This is a genomic window from Paenibacillus sp. JQZ6Y-1, assembly GCF_040719145.1.
GTDB lineage: Bacteria > Bacillota > Bacilli > Paenibacillales > Paenibacillaceae > Saccharibacillus > Saccharibacillus kandeliae.
The window spans coordinates 1-23,241 of sequence record NZ_JBFDUZ010000003.1 but is presented as its reverse complement, the minus strand read 5'-3'; the positions used below and the strand labels follow the sequence as shown (position 1 = coordinate 23,241).

Genomic DNA, 23,241 nt, shown 5'->3' with positions numbered 1-23,241 from the left:
ATCATGGGAGCGGGACTAGAATAAACCGGTAGCAGCCGTTATCTGCCTTCGAGTGTCGTTATCTGAGGTGTATGTCTGATTGAGATCACCAAGCAATACAGGTAACGAAACAAAGGTGGTACCACGAGAGCAAAGCCTTTCGTCCTTTGAGACGAAGGGCTTTTTTTATTTTCCGGCATGATAATATGCGTGCCGTCTGTTCTGATATTGATGACGAAGATGGAGGGATCTGCATGACAGAACCAAACACTAACCCAGCAACAACCGAGATGCCAACCACGTACGACCCCAAATCGGCTGAACGCAAATGGTACGATTACTGGATGAACAATGGCTATTTTAAAGCTGGCCAGCGCCCGGATGCGCAGCCGTATACGATTGTGATTCCACCTCCGAACGTAACCGGTATGCTGCATATCGGTCACGCTTTGGACTTTACTTTACAGGACATCATGATCCGCACCAAACGTATGCAAGGCTATGATGCACTGTGGCTTCCAGGCTCTGACCACGCTGGTATCGCAACGCAGACCAAAGTAGAGCAAAATCTGCGCGCCGAAGGCATTACCCGTCACGATCTCGGTCGTGAGAAATTCGTGGAAAAAGTATGGGAGTGGAAAGATAAATACGCCCAAACGATCCATGAGCAATGGGCAAAAATGGGCTTCTCGCTCGACTATTCCCGCGAACGCTTCACTCTGGACGAAGGGCTGTCCAAGGCGGTTCGCCAAGTGTTTGTAACCCTGTACGAAAAAGACCTCATCTATCGCGGCAAACGCATCATCAACTGGGACCCGCAGGCTCGCACTGCCTTGTCTGATATCGAGGTTGAATATAAAGAAGTAAACGGTCATCTGTATCATCTGCAATATCAACTGGAAGACGGTAGCGGCTCCATTACCGTAGCAACCACTCGTCCAGAAACTATGCTGGGCGATACTGCTGTAGCCGTTCATCCGAAGGACGAGCGTTATAAAGACATGATCGGCAAAATGCTCATTCTGCCAATCGTAAACCGCGCTATTCCAGTGATTGCTGACGATTATGTGGATCGTGAATTTGGTAGCGGTGCTGTAAAAATCACGCCTGCTCACGATCCGAACGACTTTGAAATGGGTCAACGTCATGATCTGCCACAGATCGTAGTGATGGACGAAGGCGGCATCATGAACGAAAATGCTGACAAATATCAAGGCATGGATCGCAGTGATGCACGCAAACAAATCGTTAAAGATTTGCAAGAAGCAGGCGTACTGATCAACATTGAGGATCATGTACATCAGGTAGGTCACAGCGAGCGCACTGGCGCTGTTGTTGAGCCATACCTGTCCACCCAATGGTTTGTAAAAATGAAGCCATTGGCAGATGCGGCTATTGAAGCACAACAAAGCGGCAACGGTACTAACTTTGTACCAGATCGCTTTGAGAAAACATATCTGAACTGGATCGAAAATGTACGTGACTGGTGTATTTCTCGTCAGCTGTGGTGGGGTCATCGCATCCCTGCATGGTACTGCGAAGAAACGGGCGAGATTATTGTATCCGCCGAAGATCCAAGCGGTCTGCCAGAGCATGCGGGCAAAACGCTGCGCCAAGACGAGGATGTACTGGATACGTGGTTCAGCTCCGCGCTTTGGCCGTTTTCTACCCTCGGCTGGCCAGATCAAACGGACGATCTGAAGCGTTACTACCCGACTGATCTGCTCGTAACGGGCTATGACATTATCTATTTCTGGGTTGCTCGTATGATCTTTACTGCACTCGAATTTACTGGCGAGATTCCGTTCAAGGATGTGCTGATGCACGGTCTCGTACGTGCCTCCGACGGACAGAAAATGTCCAAATCACTCGGCAACGGCGTAGACCCGCTAGATGTAATCGAGCAATACGGCGCGGACGCGATGCGTTATATGATCTCCACAGGCAGCACGCCGGGGCAAGATCTGCGTTTCCGTTGGGAGCGCGTGGAACAAGCGCGTAACTTTGCAAACAAAATCTGGAATGCCTCCCGTTTTGCATTGATGAATATGGAAGGCTTCACATTTGAAGAAATTGATCTGACCGGTAAGCTAAGTACAGCGGATCGTTGGATTTTGCATCGTCTGAACGAAACATCTCGCGATATTACGCGTCTAATTGATTCGTACGAGTTTGGTGAAACAGGACGCCTGCTGTACAACTTCATCTGGGATGATCTGTGTGACTGGTATATCGAGATTGCCAAGCTGTCGCTGTACGGCGAAGATGCAGCTGCGAAGAAAACAACGCAATCCGTACTGGCTTACGTACTGGATCGTACCATGCGTATGATTCATCCGTTCATGCCGTTCATTTCCGAAGAAATCTGGCAGCATCTGCCGCATGAAGGTGAGACAATCACACTCGCGGCTTGGCCAACCTTCGATCCGGCGCTGGAAAATAAAGCCGCTGAGGAAGAAATGACATTGCTGATCGACATCATCCGTTCTGTACGTAATATCCGTGCGGAAGTGAACGTACCGATGAGCAAAAAGATCGAGTTGCTCGTAAAAGCGAACGATAGCAAAACGCTGGACATTATCCAGTCGAATGCTCACTATATCCAACGCTTCTGTAACACATCTGAGTATCAAGCAGGTCTTGATCTGGCAGCACCAGATAAAGCGATGAGCGCCGTTGTAACGGGTGCAGAGCTGTATCTGCCACTGGCGGGACTGCTGGATATCGGTCAGGAAATCGCTCGTTTGGAAAAAGAAGTGGCAACGCTGAATAGCGAAGTGGAGCGTGTGGAGAAGAAGCTGTCCAATCAAGGCTTCGTATCCAAAGCACCGGCAAAAGTGATCGAGGAAGAACGCGCCAAACAGGCTGACTATTCCGACAAACGCGACAAGGTTCTTGCCCGTATTGCCGAACTGAAAGGTTAAGGGTGATATTGATGCAATATGAATCCGCGGAGGGGCAGTCAGCCCCTCTACATACGTATGAGCAGGCGGTAGAATGGATCAACGGTCTGATTCCGTTTGGCATTCGCCCCGGGCTCGAACGGATCGAAAAGTTGATGGAACTGCTGGAACACCCGCACCGACGGCTGAAATTTGTTCACGTCGCTGGTACGAATGGCAAAGGCAGCACCTGTGCCTTTTTGACCAATGTGCTAATCAATTGCGGATACGATGTTGGAACTTTTACATCGCCGTATATTACGAAATTCACCAATCGTTTTCAGTACAACAACGAGGATATTCCAGAGGAAACACTGCTCAAACTCTCCAACCGACTGTATCCGCTCGTACAGCAAATTGCTGCTACTGAGCTGGGATCGCCGACGATGTTTGAAGTGTCGACGGCGCTTGCGATTCTTTACTATGCGCACGAATGTTATCCCGATGTAGTCGTGTGGGAAACGGGGCTTGGCGGACGGATGGACGTAACCAATATTGTGAATCCGGTTGTATCGGTCATTACCAATGTAGGCTATGATCATACCGATATTCTTGGAGATACCTTGGAGCAGATCGCTGGAGAAAAGGCGGGCATTATTAAGCCTGGCGTTCCGGTTGTGACAAGTGTCGATCAGCCAGAAGTGATTCAGGTGATGGCGGCGCGTGCAGAGCAATGCCGCAGCCGCATGTATTTGGCGGGACGTGATTATACCGCTGTACGCACAGGCGGAGATGAAGTGAGTCAATCCTTTCATTTCCAAGGCATTTTCCGTGAAATGGATATACAGATTGGTATGCAGGGAGAGCATCAGTGTGCCAATGCAGGTCTAGCGATGATGACGCTGGAAGTGCTGCGTCAGTATATGGCATTTGTGCTGGATGATGAGCCATTACTGGAAGGCTTCCGTCATACCTTTTGGGCAGGTCGTCTAGAAACAGTGCAGAGCAATCCTCGAATCGTGCTGGACGGTGCGCATAATCCCGAAGGTGCGGCATCGCTCGTGAAGAGCATTCCGCAAACCTACAAGTATAACAAACTGCATATTCTAGCTGGAATGCTTGAAAATAAACAGCATGAACCGGTATTCCGCCATCTGTTGTCTATTGCGGATACGCTGATTTTGACCGAACCAGATTTTCGCCGCAAAATGCCGGCTGAGCATCTATTGGAGCTGGTGCAGCGTTTGCAGCAGGAGATGGGACGAACGGATGTACAGGTGATAGTGGAAAAAGACTGGAAGCAGGCGATTCAGCTGCTACAGTCGCAGACAGAACGGGAAGATCTTGGGGTCGTGACCGGAACGCTGTATTTAATTTCAGATGTAAGAGCGACTCTTTTGCATCAAACCGATTCTGAAAAGGGCTGGTGAGACAGGATGAATAAGACAGAACAACATATACATTTTATTGGGATCGGCGGCTATGGCATGAGTGCTATCGCCAAAGTCCTGCTCGAAATGGGATATAAAGTAACCGGTTCGGATGTAGCGATGAGCGCGTTGGGACAAAAGCTGCAACATCAGGGAGCAGACATTCATATCGGTCATGCACCGGAAAAAGTACACGGTGCCGATCTATTGGTCTATTCCTCTGCTGTATCGCAGGATGATGTAGAGCTGGTGGAAGCACGCAAACTGGAGATTCCAGTACTGCATCGCTCGGAAATGCTGGCGCGTCTGTTGAACGAACGCAAAGGTATCGCCGTCGCTGGTGCTCATGGGAAAACAACCACTTCGTCGATGATCGCGTTGGTCATGGAAGAATGCGAAGCCGATCCGACCTATATTATCGGTGGCGAGATCGTCAATCTGGGTACCAATGCCAAAGCGGGCAAAAGCGAGTACGTTGTCGCTGAAGCGGATGAGAGCGACGGTACATTTTTGCAATACCATCCGGCAATTGCCGTAGTAACCAATATCGAAGCCGATCATCTGGAAAACTACGATGGCGATTTTGCCAATATTAAAGCAGCCTATGTACAATTTCTAAGCCAGCTGCGCCCGGGTGGCAAGGCGATTATCAATGCAGACGATGAGAATATTCGTGAATTGCTGCCAAGTATTCAAGGTGAGACCGTTACATTTGGTATCGATCAGCCAGCAGACTACACAGCAAGTGATATTCAGCCGGGCGACCGCAAAATCTCCTTTGTGATGAGCTACAAAGGCGAGAAGTTGGGAATAGTGCAATTATCCGTACCGGGATTGCACAATGTCTACAATGCGATGGCAACACTCATTGCCTGTGTAGAAACCGGATTGTCGTTTACCGCAGCAGCAGCAGCTATCGTGCGATTCCAAGGAGCGAAACGTCGCTTCCAAGTTATGGGCGAAGCGAACGACATTCTAGTAGTGGACGATTACGCCCACCATCCGACCGAGATCGAGGCGACGCTCAAGGCAGCACGTGCCACTGGTAAAAAGATCATTGCGATCTTCCAGCCGCAGCGGTATTCGCGTACGTACTTCCTGCTGGATGAGTTCAGCCGTGCATTTGGCGAAGCCGATGAGGTGATTATTACCGACATCTACGCTCCAGCAGGCGAAAAGCAGATCGAAGGCGTGCATTCCGCCGCTCTCGTGGATCTGATCATCAAACACAGCAATGATAGTGCACGCTATGTAGCTGACAAGGATGATGTGGTCAAGGAATTGTCCTCCTCCATGCAGCCGGGCGATCTGATCATTACAATGGGTGCAGGCGATATTTGGAAAGTGTCCAAAGCGCTGGCAGAACAGCTGACCTCTGCACAAGCCGGTCACTAATCTGCTGCAACAGCACAGCTGAATGCCGCCACTGTCGCGGTATTTGCGAAAAAAGACTGTCATACGGCAGTCTTTTTTCGCTGTACAGCAGATGAAAATCACTCACTTTCTTTTTTGTTTGTATTGCTGCAGGAATCAACGTATAATAATGTGGTGTCAAATTAAAGGCAGGGGAATATCAGTATGAAAAAGAACGCTGGAACACTGATTTTGTTTTTACTGCTGGGCTGGCTGATCGGCTCTTGGATCGCTACATTGCTTGAACCCGTAGCGATATTGTCTTTTCTGACAAAGTCGACGACGATTGACTGGTCTCCCAGTGCGAATTTGAACATTATCCGCTATACGATTGAGCTTCATTTCAAAATGAGCCTGCTTAGCCTGATTGGAGTCGTAGCTGCAATCTGGTTGTATCGCAGACTTTAAGTACCCACTGATGAATGACAATGAATATGGATAAGGAGAGGGCCTTTCTTATGGGTAGAGAACATTCACGTCACACGATTGTATTGGCGTCCGCTTCTCCACGGAGAAAGGAATTGATGACCTCTTTACAACTTCAATTTGAAATTTTGCCGAGTGATGCCGATGAGACGGTACCACAGGAATGGACACCAGAACAGGTCGTAACCGAGTTGTCGCTGCGCAAGGCACAAGCCGTGCGTGAACAGGCACTTAGTCAATGGCAGGATGCGCTGATTATCGGTAGCGATACAATTGTGGTGCTGGACGGCGTTATTTTTGGTAAGCCCCGTGATGAGGCGGAAGCGGAACGTATGCTGCAATCCTTGCAAGGACGCAGTCATAATGTGTATACCGGTATTGTGTGCATGGATGCGGCAGATGGTCGCATCGTGAGTGAATACAGCCGGACTGTCGTACATATGAAGCCGCTCACGGCGGAACGCATTCAGTCTTACGTGCGCAGCGGAGAGCCTGCTGACAAGGCAGGCGCCTATGCGATTCAGGGCCTTGGCTCCACGTTGGTGGATCGAATCGAAGGCTGCTATTTTACCGTTGTTGGATTGCCTGTGCCATTGCTAAGCGATATGCTGGAGCAATTCGGCATTTCGGTGCTTGAGTCTTGATTTCGTTAGAGAAAAGGGGACACCATCATGGAGGCGCCACAATATCTGTTGCGTGATATTCCTCATGAGGACCGTCCGCGTGAGCGGATGATGAATTATGGGGCAGAGGCGCTCAGCCATGCCGAGCTGCTAGCGATTTTGCTACGCACCGGTACACGGGATGAATCTGCCATTCACTTGGCAACCCGGATTTTGAAGCAGGTGGGCAATATCCGCCAGCTGGTTGATTTGAGTATTGAAGAACTGACTGAGATTCGCGGCATCGGCACCGCCAAAGCGATTCAGATCAAAGCCGGGATCGAGCTTGGACGTCGTATTACACGAACAAGTCGAGATGAGGCGATTGCGATTCGCAGTCCAAAGGACGCAGCCGATCTGCTAATGGAGCAGATGCGTTATTTGCAAAAAGAACATTTTGTATGTCTGTTTCTGAACACGAAGAATCAGATTATTTCCCAGGAAACGTTGTCGATGGGTAGCCTTAATGCGTCCATCGTACATCCACGTGAAGTATTCCGCGCTGCTATCAAATGCAGTAGCGCATCGGTCATTTGCGCTCACAACCATCCGAGCGGCGATCCAACGCCAAGCCCGGAGGATGTCTCGCTCACGCGTAGACTGGTGGAAGCGGGTCATTTGATCGGAATCGAAGTGCTGGATCATGTCGTGATCGGGGATACACGATTCGTAAGTTTGAAGGAACAGGGTCTGATGTAATATAATAGTCGAGATTCAGAGGAAAGGGAGTTAAAAGTTATGTTTGGGAGCTTTACAAAAGATCTGGGTATTGACCTAGGAACAGCGAATACACTGGTATATGTAAGAGGAAAAGGTATTGTCGTGAGAGAACCGTCTGTCGTGGCAATCCGTACCGATACGAATACAATCGAGGCTGTCGGTGAATCCGCCAAAAAAATGATCGGTCGTACGCCGGGCAACATCCGTGCCATTCGTCCGATGAAAGACGGCGTTATCGCCGATTTCGATACGACGGCAACAATGATCAAATACTTTATCCGTCAGGCGCAAAAGCAGCGCTCGATGTTCCCACAGCATCCAAACGTGATGGTTTGCGTACCATCCGGTATTACTGCTGTTGAGCAGCGTGCAGTTGAAGATGCAACCAAACAAGCGGGCGCGCGTGAAGCGTACACGATCGAAGAGCCATTTGCAGCAGCGATTGGTGCGGATCTGCCAGTTTGGGAACCAACAGGTAGTATGGTTGTTGACATCGGTGGCGGTACAACCGAAGTAGCAGTGATCTCCCTTGGCGGTATCGTAACAAGCCGTTCCGTACGTGTAGCTGGCGATGAAATGGATGAAGCGATCATCCAGTACATCAAGCGTCAGTACAATCTGATGATCGGTGAGCGTACAGCAGAGCAACTGAAAATGGACGTTGGCTCCGCTACACCGTTCGAAAAAGTCGAAACAATGGAAATTCGTGGTCGTGACCTCGTAACTGGTCTGCCAAAAACGCTGACCATTACATCCGACGAAATTTCCGAAGCACTGTCCGATACGGTAAGTGCAATTGTGGAAGCTGTGAAAGTAACACTGGAAAAATGTCCGCCGGAACTGGCAGCTGACATTATGGACCGCGGCATCGTGCTGACTGGTGGTGGAGCACTGCTTCGCAACCTGGACAAACTGCTGGCTGGTGAAACAGGAATGCCGGTCATCGTTGCTGAGAATCCACTGGATTGTGTAGCGATCGGTACAGGCAAAGCGCTGGAAAACATTCATCTGTTCAAAACACGCAGCAGCTCGGCCGTCCGTTCCAAACGCTAATTTACGGCCATTATGGTCAACCCCTTAGCAGGGAAAGAATAACCGTTAATTAAGAGGGTGTTGAAACTGTTTAAGCTGCTGGGTAACAAGAAACTGTTTATCCTGCTAGTAGGACTGATTCTCTTCATCGCGTTAATGGGATATACGTTGACCAACCGCAGTTCCATATCCTGGCCGGAGAAATTCGCCCGGGATACGGTCGGTTTTGTGCAAGGTGTATTTTACAAGCCCGCTTCTTACATAGCGGGCTTCTTTGAAGATATCGGCGATCTGGATAAATTGCACGAAGAAAACCAACAATTGAAAATCGTCGCCGCTCAGTACATGATGCAGCAGGCGAACTACAATCGTTTGGTAAATGACAACGAACGATATAAAGAACAGTTGCGTTTTACGCAAAACCAACTAGCGCAAAATGATTTTGATTTGCATATTGCTAACGTTACAAGTGTAGATAACGATGAGGATACGGGAACGGTCGTAATCGATCTGGGTAGCAAGGATGGCGTGCGCAAAGACATGCCTGTTATTTCGATGCAAGGTATGGTCGGTATTGTCAGTCAGACGAGCAATTACCATGCAACCGTCAAATTGCTGACTACGCTTGATCCGCTTGACCCGAACTCCAAAGCGATTGCAGCGACAGCAGTTGGCAAGGAGAACCAAACCTTCGGTATGGTGGAAAGTTATGACAAAGCAACCGGTATGCTGACGATGACGCAAATCAAGGAGAACGATCCGCTTGCTAAGGGCGATACCATCGTATCCTCCGGTAGTGGGGGCCTGTTCCCGAAAGGTATGATTATCGGTAAAGTCGTTAGCCGTCAAGTTGGTGACTTCGGTCTGACCAATACGGCAACTATCGATCCATCTGCGGATTTCAAAGACTGGAAAGAAGTATTCGTAGTTTATACGAAGGAGACACAGGAATAATGGTGCGCCGCATCGTATTGCTGCTGCTGTTATTTCTCGTCTTCGTCTGGGAAGGCACCATCGTGCCATGGCTCATTCCCGATGCCATGCACGGCAGGCTCATTCCGCATCTGACGTATATTCTGATTTTGTTCGTGTCGATTTATTATCATCGTCATACGGCACTCGCACTCGGTCTGATTTTTGGATTGCTGCATGATGTAGTATTTTATGGTGATATGATTGGTGCGTATGCCTTTGCAATGGGCTTGTCTGCGTATGTGCTCGGTCTGCTGTTTCAGTCGCCACGCGCTCCATATCCGCTGATGATGACCGTTGTGTTGATCGGCAGTCTGCTGCTGGATCATTTGCTGTATGGTATCTATCTGGTATTTGGATTGACGCGTGAACCGTATGCTTGGGCGCTGGGGCAGTATATCTTCCCGAACCTGCTGCTGCATTTCATCTTTGCGCTCGTGATCTTCATTCCAGTACGTCGTCAGCTGGAAAAGGTTGCCAAGCTGCGCAAACGTGCTGCCGAAGAGGAATGAACACATCCCGCATGAGAGTATGCGACCATGTGTCGAAGACTGGCTTAATTTGCCGCTCAGGCAGGAATTCCCGCCATCAGCACGAACTGATAGTAAGGTGGGGGTGAACGATGAATGGCTGTAAGGGCTTCACGATTCGTAACGATAAAAGGGATTAAAGACGGATTAACATTCCAATTTGATGATACATGTGATTTCGAAGATCTGGTTGCTGATTTGCGCTTCAAGCTGGAGCATACGCACCAGAATATACTGACCGGACCACTGGTGCATGTTGATATTCGCACCGGTGAACGGCAGATGACCGAAGAACAGAAAGATACGCTGCTTGATATTTTAAGCCAGAAGGGCAATTTGCTCGTCCGCTCGTTTGAGGAGCCAGTTGAGGTAGAGCCGGAAGTGATTCCATACGACCGCAACCGGGTGCAGATTGTGACCGGCATGGTTCGTTCTGGACAGGTGCTGCATCATGAGGGGCCAGTATTGCTGCTCGGCGATGTGAATGCAGGCGGCACGCTTACAAGCACCGATGATATTTATATTCTCGGAGCGCTTCGCGGTATGGCGCATGCAGGCATTAACGGCAATGAAGATGCGGTGATTGCTGCTTCCTTCTTTTCGCCGACCCAGCTGCGTATTGCCGAGCTGATCAGCCGTCCGCCGGACGAGGGTGAAAACCGCGAATCCCATATGGAATTTGCCTATTTGCAGGATGGCATTATGAAAATTGACAAGATGGCGAATATGGCCCGTCTGGGCCGGGATTTTAATGTGTTCAAAGGGGTGTAGTACATGGGAGAGGCTATTGTCGTCACTTCAGGTAAGGGCGGAGTCGGAAAGACAACCACTTCCGCAAATATAGGTACCGCGCTCGCGCTTCTCGGCAAAAAGGTATGTCTGGTCGATACCGATATCGGCCTGCGCAATCTCGATGTCGTGATGGGCTTGGAAAACCGCATCATTTATGACCTGTGTGACGTAGCCGATGGTCGCTGCCGGCTCAACCAGGCGCTGGTCAAAGATAAACGCTTTGACGAGCTGTACATGCTGCCTGCCGCACAGACCAAAGACAAAAATGCCGTGTCGCCAGAGCAAGTAAAAGAAATCGTCGAAGAACTCAAAAAAGATTTCGATTATATTTTGATTGACTGTCCAGCTGGAATCGAGCAAGGCTTCAAAAATGCCATTGCTGGTGCCGATCAGGCAATCGTGATGACCACACCGGAAAATGCAGCCGTTCGCGATGCTGACCGGGTTATTGGTCTGCTAGAAAATTCGCACATCTCGTCGCCAAAGCTGGTGGTGAATCGGATTCGCCATAGCATGGTGAAGTCTGGCGATATGCTGGATATCGACGAAGTGCTGCAAGTGCTCAATATCGATCTGCTTGGTGTCGTGCCTGATGACGAAATGGTGATCAAGGCTGCTAACTCTGGTGAACCGACTGTAATGAATCCTGACTCCAAAGCAGCCATTGCGTACCGTAATATCGCCCGACGCATTTTGGGAGATACGGTTCCACTCATGCCCATGGATCAGAAAAAAAGTGCATTTTCTCGCTTTAAGAAGTTTTTTGGAATGGGTTGATGGATTTTGCTTAACAAGTTCAAAAAGCTGGACTGGGGTATAGTTACCCTGCTCGGCATGTTTATGGTGTTCAGTACATTGCTGGTGCGCAGTGCGATTGCGCCGGACCCGAAATTTGCTGGGTACGATATACGCACAATCATTTTCTACGGCATCGGCTTTGTGATTATGTTTGCTGTCAGTTTGTTTGATTATCGGATCTTGCTGCGTAAGCATTGGTATTTGTACGCGTTTGGTATTTTATCCTTGCTGCTGCTTTATCCGCTCGGTTCCGAAATTAACGGTGCCAAGTCATGGTACAATCTGCCGGGCTTCCAGATTCAGCCGGCGGAGATTGTCAAGATTGTTGTTGTGTTGACGACCGCGTATTTGCTAGGTAAGCGGGAAGGCGATCCATTGCGGTTTCGTACCGATTTGCTGCCGACCGCGTTGGTCGTGTTTGTGCCGTTTTTCCTCGTACTGATTCAGCCCGATTTGGGGAATGCGATCATTTATTTGATTATTCTGGTCGGCATGTTGTGGATTGGCAATACCAAATACACCCATGTCATTATCGGTCTAACGACGATTATTGGTGCACTGGTTCTTGTTATCGTCTTGTTTACTACCTTTAACCAGCAGATTCATGATTATCTGTATCAGAACAATAAATTTCACTGGTATGAGCGGATCAATACGTTTATCGATCCGTCGCAGGCGTCCGACGATGCCAAGCATCAGTCCAGCTATGCGAAGATCGCAGTCGGCTCCGGGGGGCTATTCGGCGATGGATATATGCAGGGCCAGTTGAAAAATAACAAATTTGTTCCGTATCCGTACTCCGATTCCATCTTTGTCGTGATCGGCGAGGAATTTGGCTTTATCGGTGCTTCGGTATTGCTGCTATTCTACTTTTTATTGATCTATCGAATGATACTCATCGCCTTGCAGTGTTATGACAGGCGGGGTTCTTATATTATCGTCGGCGTGGTCAGCATGTTCGTCTTTCAGATTTTTGAAAATGTCGGCATGATGATCGGGTTGATGCCGATTACCGGGATTACGCTGCCGTTTATCAGTTATGGCGGTACCTCCCTGATTCTCAATATGTTCAGTATTGGTCTCGTATTGAGTATCAAAATTTATCAAGAAAAGTACGAAGTAGACTAGGACGCACAGCCGGCATGATTATCATGCCGGTTTTTTGTTGCTGATATATCCATATCGGCATAGATTCGATACTATGGGTGCTGCTATATCGCATCCATGACAGACGTATTCCTATGTCGTTGTCTGCTGAAACCTTTTGCCGAAACAGTTCGTCTAGGAGTAAAGGGCGTCTTGTGTAGACTGTTATCGTCCGAAACCAACAGAGGTGAAATATCCCGATGAAGCAAATGATAGTAAGCTGTGACCCGAAGGAAACGCGGATGGCGTTGCTTGACGAAGGCCAACTGGTTGAATTTGCTTCTGAGCGTTCAGCCGTCAAGGGAATTGCCGGCAACTTTTACAAAGGGAAAGTGATGAATGTGCTGCCTGGTATTCAGGCGGCATTTGTAGATATTGGTCAAAAGAAAAACGGATTTTTGTATATCGATGATGTGCTGCATCCACATATGGACAAGCAGCCTAGAATCAAACCCAATATTGCCGACCTACTGCATCCCGGTCAGGAGCTAATTGTGCAGGTGACTAAGGAGCCTTCCGGCAGTAAGGGTGCCAAATTAACGACTCATTATTCGCTACCCGGTCGTTGGCTAGTGTATATGCCATATGCCGATTATATCGCTGTTTCCAAAAAGGTAAGCACTGATCAGGAGCGCAATCGGCTCCGTCAGCTTGGCGAGCGGCTGCGTGAAAATGAGGAAGGTGTCATTCTGCGTACCGTTGCTGAAGGCGAACAGGATGAAGCGATTGCAAGCGATATGCTTACTCTGCGTCGCATCTGGCAACGTATTAAGACCGAAGCGGAGCATCAGCGTCCACCCGCTGAACTACATCGGGATCTCGGTTTGGTCGAACGGATGATTCGCGATGTGTTTCATCCAGAAGAGGATCGCTTTATTACCGATGATCCAGCATGTGCGACAGTTGCCGAATCTTTTTTGCAGCGCATATCGACTTCCAATGTGAAGCCTGCGGTAGAGATCTATCAAGAACGTGAGCCGATCTTTGACCATCTTGGTGTACAAGAACGGCTGCATCACGATTTTCAACGTAAACTCTGGCTTGAAGGCGGTAGCTATATTGTCTGGGATCAGACCGAGGCGCTAACTGTGATCGACGTGAATACAGGCAAATTTACCGGTGGTGCGACGCTGGAAGAAACGGTCACACGTACGAATATCGTAGCAGCGCAATCTATTGCACGACTGCTTCGGCTACGCGATACCGGTGGGATCATCATTATCGATTTTATCGATATGGATCACGAATCAAGTCGTCATGCCGTAGTGGAGGCACTAGAACATGTATTGCTGCAAGACCGCACCAAAACGCATATCGTTGGCTGGACTCGACTCGGTCTGCTGGAGTTGACCCGTAAAAAAGCACGCGAGGAAACAATCAGCTTTGCTTATCAGACCTGTTCGGTCTGTCACGGAACCGGTAAAATTGCATCTTGGATTAAGGATTGATTTCTGTTTCGTGCTGTGCTACAATCATTTGGTATGTGTCGGATATAACTCCCTCACATGCTGTAACCGCTCTGGTATGGTTCCAAGCTTATGCTTCGGCATAACACCTGAATCAGGCGAGTCTGAGACATGAGGAGGTGCAAGGAAATGTACGCAATTATCGAAACAGGTGGTAAACAATACAAAGTGCAAGAGGGCGACGTATTGTTCATCGAAAAGCTGGAGGCTAACGACGGCGACAGCGTAACTTTTGACCGCGTTCTGGCTGTATCCAAAGAGAACGGTCTGACAACAGGTCTGCCACTGGTAGAAGGCGCTACTGTAACAGCGAAAGTTGAAAAACACGGTAAAGGCCAAAAGGTTGTAGTTTACAAATACAAACCGAAAAAGAACTACCACAAAAAACAAGGTCATCGCCAACCATATACTAAAGTGACTATCGAGAAAATCCAAGCATAAGAAGGTGCGGTAATTGATTATCGTGCGTATGGAACGGCATGAGGATGGTACAATTCATGGTTTTTCCTCTCGCGGTCATGCCGGCTATGCCGATCCAGGAGAAGATATTGTATGTGCAGCGGTATCTGCCATTACGGTAGGTACAGTGAACTCAATTGAAACCTTGACCGGTGTCGAAATGAAAGCAAAGATGAAAGACGGCTTTTTAAGCGCCCGTCTGCCGGAACTCCCGGAAGACAGTCCGCTAGAAAAGATTCAATTGTTACTGGAATCCATGCAGGTTATGCTGGTTAGTATTGAAGAGTCTTACGGTGAGTATATCAAAATAAAGCAAGTTACATTAACGTAAAAAGGAGGTAGACAAACATGTTGAAGCTTAATTTGCAATTGTTCGCTTCCAAGAAGGGTGTAGGTTCCACAAAGAACGGTCGTGATTCCCACTCCAAACGTCTTGGTGCAAAACGTGCAGATGGTCAGTTCGTACTTGGTGGTAACATCCTGTATCGTCAACGCGGTACAAAAATTCACCCAGGCACAAACGTGGGCATCGGTAAAGACGATACACTGTTTGCAAAAGTTGACGGCGTCGTGAAATTCGAACGTTGGGGCCGTGACCGCAAAAAAGTGAGCGTCTACCCGGTTGACGTTGCTCCAGTAGCAGCAGCAATCGAACAATAATCCGGTCTTACGACAGGATGAATAAGCCTCCGGTACTGTTCGTGCCGGGGGCTTATTCTGTTGTATGGAAGGCTTTTTGAGAGGTTCTAAACAGTCATAACAATGAGGCTGAGACAGAATAGCTTACTATCTATCCTGTACAGCACCCTCATGGATTCGCTAATTTTTTCCAGTGAATCGTTATTGTGCCGTTGGCGAAATGACGGTTTATGGTATACTTAGTGTTGTTTAAAAGCCATGTGAGGATTGGAGAGAACCGATGAAGCATTTTGGCTGGCGTCCGGCTGTGCTTGCTGGAACGATCATTTTACCTTTGGTTGCAGCATACCGTATTCATACAATCCCAGTATTTATTTTGTTGGCACTGTGGATTGCGATCGTGTATATACTCAGTCTGAAAATGGTCTATGGCGAGATGGAGGAACAACGCAGAATTGATCGTATTGCCTTTTCGTTGCCTGAATCGGAAGTGGAGCCGCCTTTGGCGAATACAAAGGATCAGAACGACGATGTGTACGAAATAGCGATTGAAGCATTCAGTCACCATCGTCATGATTGGATGAATGATTTGCAGCTGTTATACGGATACATTCAAATGGGCAATCGAGAGCGTTTGATCGAGAATATTGAGCGAATCAAAGAACAGATGGTAGCGGAAAGTCGGGTAGCTAAGCTCGGTATTCCCAAGCTGGTCTTTTACCTGCAAACGTTTAAGGCTGTTGAGCGCGATATGCAGCTGGAACTGGAGATTGAAGACGGGATTTCCCTTGCCGCACGGCTTACGCCACAGCAGTGTGAGGAATTGACCCGAGTCATGCAGCAGACGATCTCCGCGTATGCACAGTATGGAGGATCGTCCTGGGGTGAGTGCCCCACACTGCTCATTATGATTCGGAGCGAGGAACAGGAACTTGAATGTATTTTCGAGCCTGACGAGCATTATCCAGATACCGAAGGATTATGGCTGGACGTGCAGGCGTCCGTACAATCCACAGGCATTGCCGTGTCGCGTTTAGAAGAGGACCCGGCATCCATTACACTGCATATTCATTCATCACAATCAATTAACGGTCGGGAAGACAAGTAATTTGAAAATAGAGGTGCACACATGTTTGTAGATAAAGCGAAGATTTATGTAAAGGGCGGCGACGGCGGTAACGGTACGATCTCCTTCCGTCGTGAAAAATACGTGCCAAACGGCGGACCTGCCGGCGGTGACGGCGGACGCGGCGGAGATGTGATTTTCCGTGTAGATGAAGGTCTGCGTACGCTGATGGACTTCCGTTACCAGCGTCACTTTAAAGGCCAACGTGGCGAAAAAGGACGCACCAAGAACCAGCATGGTGCAGGTGCCGAGGATATGATCGTACGTATTCCGCCAGGAACGATCATTATTGATGCGGATACCGAGGAAGTGCTGGCTGACTTGACCCGTCATAATCAGGAGATTGTGGTTGCCAAGGGCGGACGCGGTGGACGCGGAAATACCCGTTTCTCCACACCGGCTAACCCAGCGCCATATCTGGCGGAAAACGGTGAAGAAGGCGAAGAACGCAACATTGTTCTGGAGCTGAAAGTCATGGCGGATGTTGGTCTGGTCGGTTTCCCAAGCGTCGGCAAATCGACGCTGTTGTCGGTGGTATCCGCAGCAGAGCCGAAGATCGGCGCATATCATTTTACAACGATTACACCGAATCTGGGTGTTGTTGCTGTAGGTGATGACCGTAGCTTCGTGATGGCGGATCTACCGGGTCTGATCGAAGGTGCGCATGAAGGAATCGGTCTAGGACACGAATTCCTACGTCACGTTGAACGTACTCGTGTCATTATCCATGTAGTGGATGTATCCGGCTCCGAAGGTCGCGAACCGTTTGATGATTGGAAAAAAATCAACGAAGAGCTGAAGCTGTACAACCCTGAACTGGCAAATCGTCCGCAAATCGTAGCGGCGAACAAAATGGATATGGAAGAAGCGCAAGAGAATCTTCCAGAATTCACACGTTTGGTACAGGAAGCTCATCCAGATATTCAGATTGTACCGATTTCCTCATTGACTCGTCAGGGCATTCAGGAATTGCTGTACAAAGCTGCCGATCAACTGGATCAAATGCCAGAGGTTGTCGCAGTTGAAGAAGTTCAGGAAGTGGCAGAACGCAAAGTATATCGTCTGGAAAAAGAAGAGGACGAGGGCTTTACTATCCACCGCGAGAACGATACGTTTGTGGTCGAGAGCAAAAAGATCGAAAACCTGATGAAACGTATGCAGCTGAATACCGAAGATGCCATCCTCAAGCTGGGTCGTACGCTCCGTCATATGGGCGTAGACGACGAACTGCGTAAACGTGGTGCCAAAGATGGTACACTTGTACGCATCGGCGAGCTGGAATTCGAATTCGTCGAAGGCAGCAGCTACTATTAATTCTTAACGACCCATTTTATATCCATCCAATAGATATGCAAAAGACCTTACATGTCGGATCAAATCCGGTAGTAAGGTCTTTTTTATTTTCTAATTCTCATATTATAGTAGATACCAATACAATAAAGACCTATACCAGCTCAGATCAATGTCACAAAAACATATGCCCGAAGTCGAAGCGCATATACATATTCTTTGTATTAGCGTTCTCGACATTGTTCCCTTTCGTTCTTACTTCGCACGAACAGCAGCGGCTATACCCATCTAAGCTTGATTTATCTTTTACAGCTGATGTAAGCCTTCTCATGGAAAAAGTGGTTGCCTGACATAGTAGGTTACTTTATAATGTCCACTATATGAAAACACGAGTCTTTAAGGAGAGGACGTTGTGAAAGAGAAGTATTATCTAGTACGGGAAGACATTTTACCCGAAGCCGTTTTGAAGACGATGCGTGTGAAGGAGCTGCTTGCTTCTGGCGATACGCGTACCATTAATGAAGCGGTAGAAAAGGTAGGCTTGAGCCGAAGCGCATTTTACAAATACAAGGACGGCATTCATCCATTGAATCGGCTTGAAAAAGACAGAATCATTACGGTATCCTTTGATCTGGATCATCGTTCCGGCATTTTGTCGCATGTACTTGGATTGATGGCGGAGTACGGCGGCAATGTACTGACCATTCATCAAAGTATTCCATTGCAGGGACGAGCGAACGTTGTCCTATCGGTTGAGACGACACGGTTGACACAGGATTTGGATGTCATGATTGAAGATATGCAGAATGTTCCGGGTGTACGGCATATCCATATTATCGGGCAGGGATAATACGAATAAGCAGCGTGGAAATGGATATAGCGTTCCATCTGAACAGCACATCATCATACTAGTGAATCAGACGAGAGAGCATAACGAAAGTTCCAGGAGGAGGAGTACGACATGAAACCAGTAAAAGTAGGCTTGTTGGGATTAGGTACGGTCGGTACCGGAGTAGTGCGTATACTGGAAGGCAATCAACAGGATCTCAGCAGTCAGGTCGGTTCGCCGATCGTTATCGAAAAAATCGCCGTTCGCAGTGCAGAGAAAGCACGTAGCATCGAGATTGATTCGTCCAAGCTGACTGTTGATCCTTGGGAAGTTATCCGTGATCCAGAGATCGACGTGATCGTTGAAGTCATGGGCGGTATTGATCAGACCAAATCATATATTCTGGAAGCGCTGGACCGTGGCAAGCATGTCGTTACGGCGAACAAGGATCTGATGGCGCTGCATGGCTCCGAAATTCTGGCAAAGGCACAGGAAAAGCAATGTGATGTCTTTTATGAAGCCAGCGTAGCGGGTGGAATTCCGATTATTCGTACGCTAATCGAAGGCTTTTCTTCCGACCGAATTGTCAAAATCATGGGGATCGTAAACGGAACAACCAACTATATTTTAAGCAAAATGAGTCAGGAGGGCGTCTCTTATCAAGAGGTACTGAAGGAAGCTCAGGAACTGGGCTACGCTGAATCGGATCCAACTAGCGATGTGGAAGGCTTGGATGCCGCACGCAAAATGGCAATTCTCGGCACTCTTGGCTTCCGTACGAATGTAGATTTGAGCGACGTCGAAGTGCAGGGCATTTCTACCATTACACGCGAAGACATCGCGTATGCCAAAAACCTGGGCTACGAAATGAAGCTACTCGGTATTGCTTCCAGCCAGAACGATCATATTGCGATCAGTGTGCAGCCAACGATGGTCAAGCAAACGCACCCACTTGCCTCGGTCAATGGTGTATTCAATGCCGTATTCGTTCACGGCGAAGCAGTGGGAGAAACTATGTTCTACGGTGCTGGAGCAGGCGAATTGCCAACAGCTACATCCATTGTTGCCGACCTGATCGCTGTAATCAAAAACCTGAAGCTGGGTGTCAATGGTCTTAAAGCGATTGTGCCATACAAAGAGAAGAAACTGCTGGCGGATGAAGATGTATTTTACAAAAACTTCATTTTGCTGCATGTTGATGATAAAGCGGGTGTACTTGCGCAGATTACGCAAGTATTTGCTGAGTATGATGTCAGTTTGGCATCGGTTGTACAACAGCCGAATGAAACCAACCCTGATGCAGAGATTGTAATTATTACTCACCGCGCGAGCAAAGCGAGCTTTAATAAAGTACTGCGACATTTCGAACAGCTGGACGTCATTCAACGGATCAAAAGCGTCTACCGCGTCGAGGTCTAATATCGTACGAGTGTCTTCTGTTTCTGCCTAATGAAATGTTAAAAATAGCCGGTCGACTGTAGTTGGCGCATATGCCCAACTTTGTAGTCAAACCGGCTTTGTTCCATATATACCCATCACCACGCATGGATGTTAAAGGAGTAATGCAACGATGAGCAACCCGTCTTCCCACAAAGTATATGAACGCCGAAATGCAGTACGTGTCGCGATACCTGCGAGCACCGCCAATCTTGGACCGGGATTTGATACCCTCGGTATGGCGCTTGGGCTATATTCATGGATTGAAATGCGCGAAGCAGAACAAACGAATATTACACTGCTAGGCGATCAGCTATACGGTATTCCAACCGACAAAAGCAATCTGATCTACAAAATGGCGCAATCCGTATTTCGCAAAGCAGGTGTCTCAATCCCTGAATTGGAGATTACCATGTACTCGGATATTCCATTGACTCGTGGATTGGGTAGTAGTGCGTCTGCACTGATCGGAGCACTAGCTGCTGCCAATGCGCTAACTGGTCACGTATTGCCTGATGAGGAATTGCTCAATATGGCAACAGCCTTTGAAAAGCACCCCGATAATGTCGGCGCTTCTTTATACGGCGGTATTGTCGCAGCAACCTGGAATGGAGAGCAAGCGAACTGCATTCGTATTACACCGCCTGCCGATTTACAGGCGCTTGTTGTGATCCCCGATTTTCAGCTATCGACGACAAAAGCACGTGAAGTGCTGCCAGCCCAATTATCAGTAGCAGATGCTGTCTATAATATTAGCCGTAGCTCATTGCTGGTAGCGGCCTTATCATCCGGTCGTCTGGATCTGATTGGCGATGCGATGAAAGATCGTTTGCACCAACCGTATCGAGCAGCATTGATTCCAGGCATGGAGCAAATACTCGACGAAGCGGTTTCCCACGGAGCACTGGGAATCGCATTGAGTGGAGCAGGACCTACGATGATTGCATTGGTGGATCGCCATTCTGCTGGAAAGAAACAGCTGGCACAATATCTAACTGAAACTATGCAAGCGCAAGGAATCAGTGCCAGCACATTATGGCTTGAACCCGTCACAGAGGGCGTTATATACTATTACGACACCGAAACCTATTCATTTATGGATACTGTCAAAGGAGAAGTTCGTTTATGATTCGTATAGCAGCTTTACCGTCAGGTTCTGTATCTCATGAGGCTTTGCTGCATATTATGGGCGATGTACCGCTAGAGATCACTCATCACAAAATGATCGCCGATGTTTTCCTATCTACTGTACAAGGCAAAACCGACTATAGCGTGATACCCATCGAAAATACAATTGAAGGCTCCGTAAGCTTGCATATGGATTGGCTTGTCCATGAAGTGGACATCCCAATGCAATTGGAATGGGTATATCCCTCGATTCAAAACCTGATCGGACGCCGCTCTGAATGTATCGACGCAGACGGTCAACCAGATTACAGCCGTATTCGTAAAGTACTGTCTCACCCAGTTGCGATGGCGCAATGTCATCAATTCATTCGGAGTGAATTGCCAAAAGCTGAATTGGAGCATGTTGGCAGTACAGCCGAAGCAGTACAAATGGTCAGTCAGAATCCGGGTCAAGGACTGGCGGCAATCGGTACATCGCTAGGAGCGAAAAAGTACGGTCTGGATGTACTGGTCGAGCGTGTTACCGATCACGATAACAACCATACTCGCTTCGTATTGATTGGAAATCGTCCGATTCAAGTGGAGCGTAACGCCGATCATGTCAAAACGAGCATGCTCATTACGCTATCCGAAAACTTTGCTGGTGCACTGCATCAGGTGCTAGCTGCCTTTTCGTGGCGTAAACTCAACCTATCCCGCATCGAATCCCGTCCTACCAAGAAAAAACTGGGCAACTACTATTTCTATATCGACGTACTAGCAGCACAGGATTCCATACTGCTCAAAGCGGCTATGGAAGAAATTCAAGCACTCGGCTGCCAGGTTCGGATTCTAGGCTCGTACCCATGCTACGAATACAACCTAACCAAAGCCAATACCTAAACAATACGGTAGAACTATAACTCAAGAGCCAAGAGCCAAGAGCCAAGAGCCAAGAGCCAAGAGCCAAGAGCCAAGAGCCAAGAGCCAAGAGCCAAGAGCCAAGAGCCAAGAGCCAAGAGCCAAGAGCCAAGAGCCAAGAGCCAAGAAACCTTGTAACCTAATGACTTGTAATGGTCTTTGTAGCAAACACTAAGGAAGGCTTCATACTTCCTAGCAACCGATAAACAGAAACCCGCCGATTATAGTGATATTCATCCAAACTAATATGTAATCAATCTCTATAGCAGGATATTCAAAACGATCAGTTATATTCCTCACCAATCTACATCTATAACTAATCCTAAATGACAAGTCTCCTAAAAGCAGACAGTAAGAAGATCTCACTGCAACAAGAGATCAATACAAATGCTAAAGGGACTTGTCATTTATATCTATAGCCCTCGCACAGGTAACCCATGTTACAAAGCCAATAAGAACACCATATCATGTAATCATCGTGCAAAAAGAGACGCTCGCCTACAATGCTCTTATGCAAAGCAATAGAAGGACAGTACATAATAAAATAACAATATGCACACTTATTTTCTTGACAATATTCTATGATTTTCAACATTGAAATGTGTTCATAAGTTATATACATACCGATGATGAACATCAAAAAAAGGCTTCATTTCAACACAGGAATACGATTGTTAATCGAATGATTGGTAAAGGGAAGATGAAAGTTACAAGTAACTAAATGATCCATAAAATGATTTTTTTTTAAAAATGAAAGAAAATGCTTGCTAATAAGCTGATTCCATGATATATTATAAAAGTTGTCACGGAGACGTGGTGAAAAACACTTTCAAATTTGACGAGTACCTAGCGCAGCTTGCTTGTACTCAGCTAACAATTTTATACACGGAATGAACTGAGATTGATTAAAAAGTTCTTCAAAAAAAGTTGTTGACAAGAAAGTTTGAAAATGATAAGATATAGAAGTTGTCGCCGGTAGATACGGCGAGCAACGAAAGAGCTTGATCTTTGAAAACTGAACAACGAGTGAGTGAAGAACTTCGGTTCTTCAAAACTATAGAGAACAGCAATGTTCTCGCCAGCAAGAAATGAGCAAGTCAAACACTTTTATGGAGAGTTTGATCCTGGCTCAGGACGAACGCTGGCGGCGTGCCTAATACATGCAAGTCGAGCGGAGTCGATGAG

The 23,241-nt window shown here is 47.8% G+C and carries 22 protein-coding genes, 1 rRNA gene and 2 other annotated features (1 of these 25 only partly in view); all 23 genes read left to right on the top strand.

Annotated features, from left to right (window positions below; genetic code table 11):
- Nucleotides 1-150 (top strand) — a binding site (T-box leader); it begins 159 nt to the left of the window's first position.
- Nucleotides 151-233: 83 nt separating this feature from the next.
- A complete protein-coding gene (locus ABXR35_RS16370) occupies nt 234-2,903 on the top strand; it encodes a valine--tRNA ligase (protein ID WP_367062873.1) in 2,670 nt (889 codons plus the stop codon).
- An 11-nt stretch (nt 2,904-2,914) separates the two neighbouring features.
- Entirely contained in the window at nt 2,915-4,291 is a 1,377-nt protein-coding gene (locus ABXR35_RS16365; RefSeq protein ID WP_367062871.1) for a bifunctional folylpolyglutamate synthase/dihydrofolate synthase, read from the top strand.
- Nucleotides 4,292-4,297: 6 nt separating this feature from the next.
- A complete protein-coding gene (murC, locus tag ABXR35_RS16360; protein ID WP_367062869.1) occupies nt 4,298-5,686 on the top strand; it encodes a UDP-N-acetylmuramate--L-alanine ligase in 1,389 nt (462 codons plus the stop codon).
- Nucleotides 5,687-5,869: 183 nt separating this feature from the next.
- Entirely contained in the window at nt 5,870-6,112 is a 243-nt protein-coding gene (locus ABXR35_RS16355) for a DUF4321 domain-containing protein (RefSeq protein WP_367062867.1), read from the top strand.
- A gap of 50 nt (nt 6,113-6,162) precedes the next feature.
- Nucleotides 6,163-6,774, top strand: coding sequence for a Maf family protein (locus tag ABXR35_RS16350; protein ID WP_367062865.1), 612 nt, complete (start codon nt 6,163-6,165; stop codon nt 6,772-6,774).
- A 27-nt stretch (nt 6,775-6,801) separates the two neighbouring features.
- A complete protein-coding gene (radC, locus tag ABXR35_RS16345) occupies nt 6,802-7,491 on the top strand; it encodes a RadC family protein (protein WP_367062863.1) in 690 nt (229 codons plus the stop codon).
- Between the two features lie 39 nt (nt 7,492-7,530).
- Nucleotides 7,531-8,565, top strand: coding sequence for a rod shape-determining protein (locus tag ABXR35_RS16340; RefSeq protein WP_367062861.1), 1,035 nt, complete (start codon nt 7,531-7,533; stop codon nt 8,563-8,565).
- Nucleotides 8,566-8,622: 57 nt separating this feature from the next.
- Entirely contained in the window at nt 8,623-9,498 is an 876-nt protein-coding gene (gene mreC, locus ABXR35_RS16335) for a rod shape-determining protein MreC (protein WP_367062859.1), read from the top strand.
- Nucleotides 9,495-10,028 (top strand): rod shape-determining protein MreD, encoded by a 534-nt coding sequence (gene mreD, locus ABXR35_RS16330; RefSeq protein ID WP_367063496.1) that lies wholly within the window; start codon nt 9,495-9,497, stop codon nt 10,026-10,028. Before mreC ends, mreD begins: the two co-directional genes overlap by 4 nt.
- Before the next feature lie 114 nt (nt 10,029-10,142).
- Nucleotides 10,143-10,817, top strand: coding sequence for a septum site-determining protein MinC (locus ABXR35_RS16325; RefSeq protein WP_367062857.1), 675 nt, complete (start codon nt 10,143-10,145; stop codon nt 10,815-10,817).
- Between the two features lie 3 nt (nt 10,818-10,820).
- Nucleotides 10,821-11,615: a septum site-determining protein MinD gene (gene minD / locus ABXR35_RS16320; RefSeq protein ID WP_367062855.1), complete on the top strand. Its 795-nt coding sequence runs from the start codon at nt 10,821-10,823 to the stop codon at nt 11,613-11,615.
- Nucleotides 11,616-11,621: 6 nt separating this feature from the next.
- The gene (locus tag ABXR35_RS16315; RefSeq protein ID WP_367062853.1) at nt 11,622-12,764 is read left to right on the top strand and encodes an FtsW/RodA/SpoVE family cell cycle protein; all 1,143 of its coding nucleotides are present in this window, start codon (nt 11,622-11,624) and stop codon (nt 12,762-12,764) included.
- Between the two features lie 218 nt (nt 12,765-12,982).
- On the top strand, nt 12,983-14,230 hold the full coding sequence (locus tag ABXR35_RS16310; protein ID WP_367062851.1) for an Rne/Rng family ribonuclease: 1,248 nt from the start codon (nt 12,983-12,985) through the stop codon (nt 14,228-14,230).
- Between the two features lie 54 nt (nt 14,231-14,284).
- Nucleotides 14,285-14,364: a sequence feature (ribosomal protein L21 leader region), on the top strand.
- A gap of 13 nt (nt 14,365-14,377) precedes the next feature.
- Entirely contained in the window at nt 14,378-14,689 is a 312-nt protein-coding gene (rplU, locus tag ABXR35_RS16305) for a 50S ribosomal protein L21 (protein ID WP_367062849.1), read from the top strand.
- 13 nt (nt 14,690-14,702) lie between these two features.
- Nucleotides 14,703-15,038 carry a ribosomal-processing cysteine protease Prp gene (locus ABXR35_RS16300; RefSeq protein WP_367062847.1) on the top strand — a complete coding sequence of 112 codons (336 nt, stop codon included), beginning with the start codon at nt 14,703-14,705 and terminating at the stop codon, nt 15,036-15,038.
- A 17-nt stretch (nt 15,039-15,055) separates the two neighbouring features.
- Nucleotides 15,056-15,367 carry a 50S ribosomal protein L27 gene (rpmA, locus tag ABXR35_RS16295; RefSeq protein WP_188777152.1) on the top strand — a complete coding sequence of 104 codons (312 nt, stop codon included), beginning with the start codon at nt 15,056-15,058 and terminating at the stop codon, nt 15,365-15,367.
- A gap of 259 nt (nt 15,368-15,626) precedes the next feature.
- The gene (locus ABXR35_RS16290) at nt 15,627-16,454 is read left to right on the top strand and encodes a Spo0B domain-containing protein (protein WP_367062845.1); all 828 of its coding nucleotides are present in this window, start codon (nt 15,627-15,629) and stop codon (nt 16,452-16,454) included.
- A 21-nt stretch (nt 16,455-16,475) separates the two neighbouring features.
- Entirely contained in the window at nt 16,476-17,786 is a 1,311-nt protein-coding gene (gene obgE / locus ABXR35_RS16285) for a GTPase ObgE (RefSeq protein ID WP_367062843.1), read from the top strand.
- Nucleotides 17,787-18,174: 388 nt separating this feature from the next.
- Nucleotides 18,175-18,612: an ACT domain-containing protein gene (locus ABXR35_RS16280; protein ID WP_367062841.1), complete on the top strand. Its 438-nt coding sequence runs from the start codon at nt 18,175-18,177 to the stop codon at nt 18,610-18,612.
- Nucleotides 18,613-18,723: 111 nt separating this feature from the next.
- Entirely contained in the window at nt 18,724-20,010 is a 1,287-nt protein-coding gene (locus ABXR35_RS16275) for a homoserine dehydrogenase (protein ID WP_367062839.1), read from the top strand.
- Between the two features lie 151 nt (nt 20,011-20,161).
- Nucleotides 20,162-21,157, top strand: a complete 996-nt coding sequence (gene thrB, locus ABXR35_RS16270; RefSeq protein ID WP_367062837.1) for a homoserine kinase — start codon at nt 20,162-20,164, stop codon at nt 21,155-21,157.
- A complete protein-coding gene (pheA, locus tag ABXR35_RS16265) occupies nt 21,154-22,038 on the top strand; it encodes a prephenate dehydratase (protein ID WP_367062835.1) in 885 nt (294 codons plus the stop codon). The genes thrB and pheA overlap by 4 nt, the downstream gene beginning before the upstream one ends.
- A gap of 1,124 nt (nt 22,039-23,162) precedes the next feature.
- Nucleotides 23,163-23,241 (top strand): 16S ribosomal RNA (locus ABXR35_RS16260); the annotation flags it as partial.

Coding starts and splice junctions, on each gene's coding strand:
- ABXR35_RS16370 (WP_367062873.1), top strand. CDS start 234: ATGACAGAACCAAACACTAACCCAGCAACAACCGAGATGCCAACCACG.
- ABXR35_RS16365 (WP_367062871.1), top strand. CDS start 2,915: ATGCAATATGAATCCGCGGAGGGGCAGTCAGCCCCTCTACATACGTAT.
- murC (WP_367062869.1), top strand. CDS start 4,298: ATGAATAAGACAGAACAACATATACATTTTATTGGGATCGGCGGCTAT.
- ABXR35_RS16355 (WP_367062867.1), top strand. CDS start 5,870: ATGAAAAAGAACGCTGGAACACTGATTTTGTTTTTACTGCTGGGCTGG.
- ABXR35_RS16350 (WP_367062865.1), top strand. CDS start 6,163: ATGGGTAGAGAACATTCACGTCACACGATTGTATTGGCGTCCGCTTCT.
- radC (WP_367062863.1), top strand. CDS start 6,802: ATGGAGGCGCCACAATATCTGTTGCGTGATATTCCTCATGAGGACCGT.
- ABXR35_RS16340 (WP_367062861.1), top strand. CDS start 7,531: ATGTTTGGGAGCTTTACAAAAGATCTGGGTATTGACCTAGGAACAGCG.
- ABXR35_RS16325 (WP_367062857.1), top strand. CDS start 10,143: ATGGCTGTAAGGGCTTCACGATTCGTAACGATAAAAGGGATTAAAGAC.
- minD (WP_367062855.1), top strand. CDS start 10,821: ATGGGAGAGGCTATTGTCGTCACTTCAGGTAAGGGCGGAGTCGGAAAG.
- ABXR35_RS16310 (WP_367062851.1), top strand. CDS start 12,983: ATGAAGCAAATGATAGTAAGCTGTGACCCGAAGGAAACGCGGATGGCG.
- rplU (WP_367062849.1), top strand. CDS start 14,378: ATGTACGCAATTATCGAAACAGGTGGTAAACAATACAAAGTGCAAGAG.
- rpmA (WP_188777152.1), top strand. CDS start 15,056: ATGTTGAAGCTTAATTTGCAATTGTTCGCTTCCAAGAAGGGTGTAGGT.
- ABXR35_RS16290 (WP_367062845.1), top strand. CDS start 15,627: ATGAAGCATTTTGGCTGGCGTCCGGCTGTGCTTGCTGGAACGATCATT.
- obgE (WP_367062843.1), top strand. CDS start 16,476: ATGTTTGTAGATAAAGCGAAGATTTATGTAAAGGGCGGCGACGGCGGT.
- ABXR35_RS16275 (WP_367062839.1), top strand. CDS start 18,724: ATGAAACCAGTAAAAGTAGGCTTGTTGGGATTAGGTACGGTCGGTACC.
- thrB (WP_367062837.1), top strand. CDS start 20,162: ATGAGCAACCCGTCTTCCCACAAAGTATATGAACGCCGAAATGCAGTA.
- pheA (WP_367062835.1), top strand. CDS start 21,154: ATGATTCGTATAGCAGCTTTACCGTCAGGTTCTGTATCTCATGAGGCT.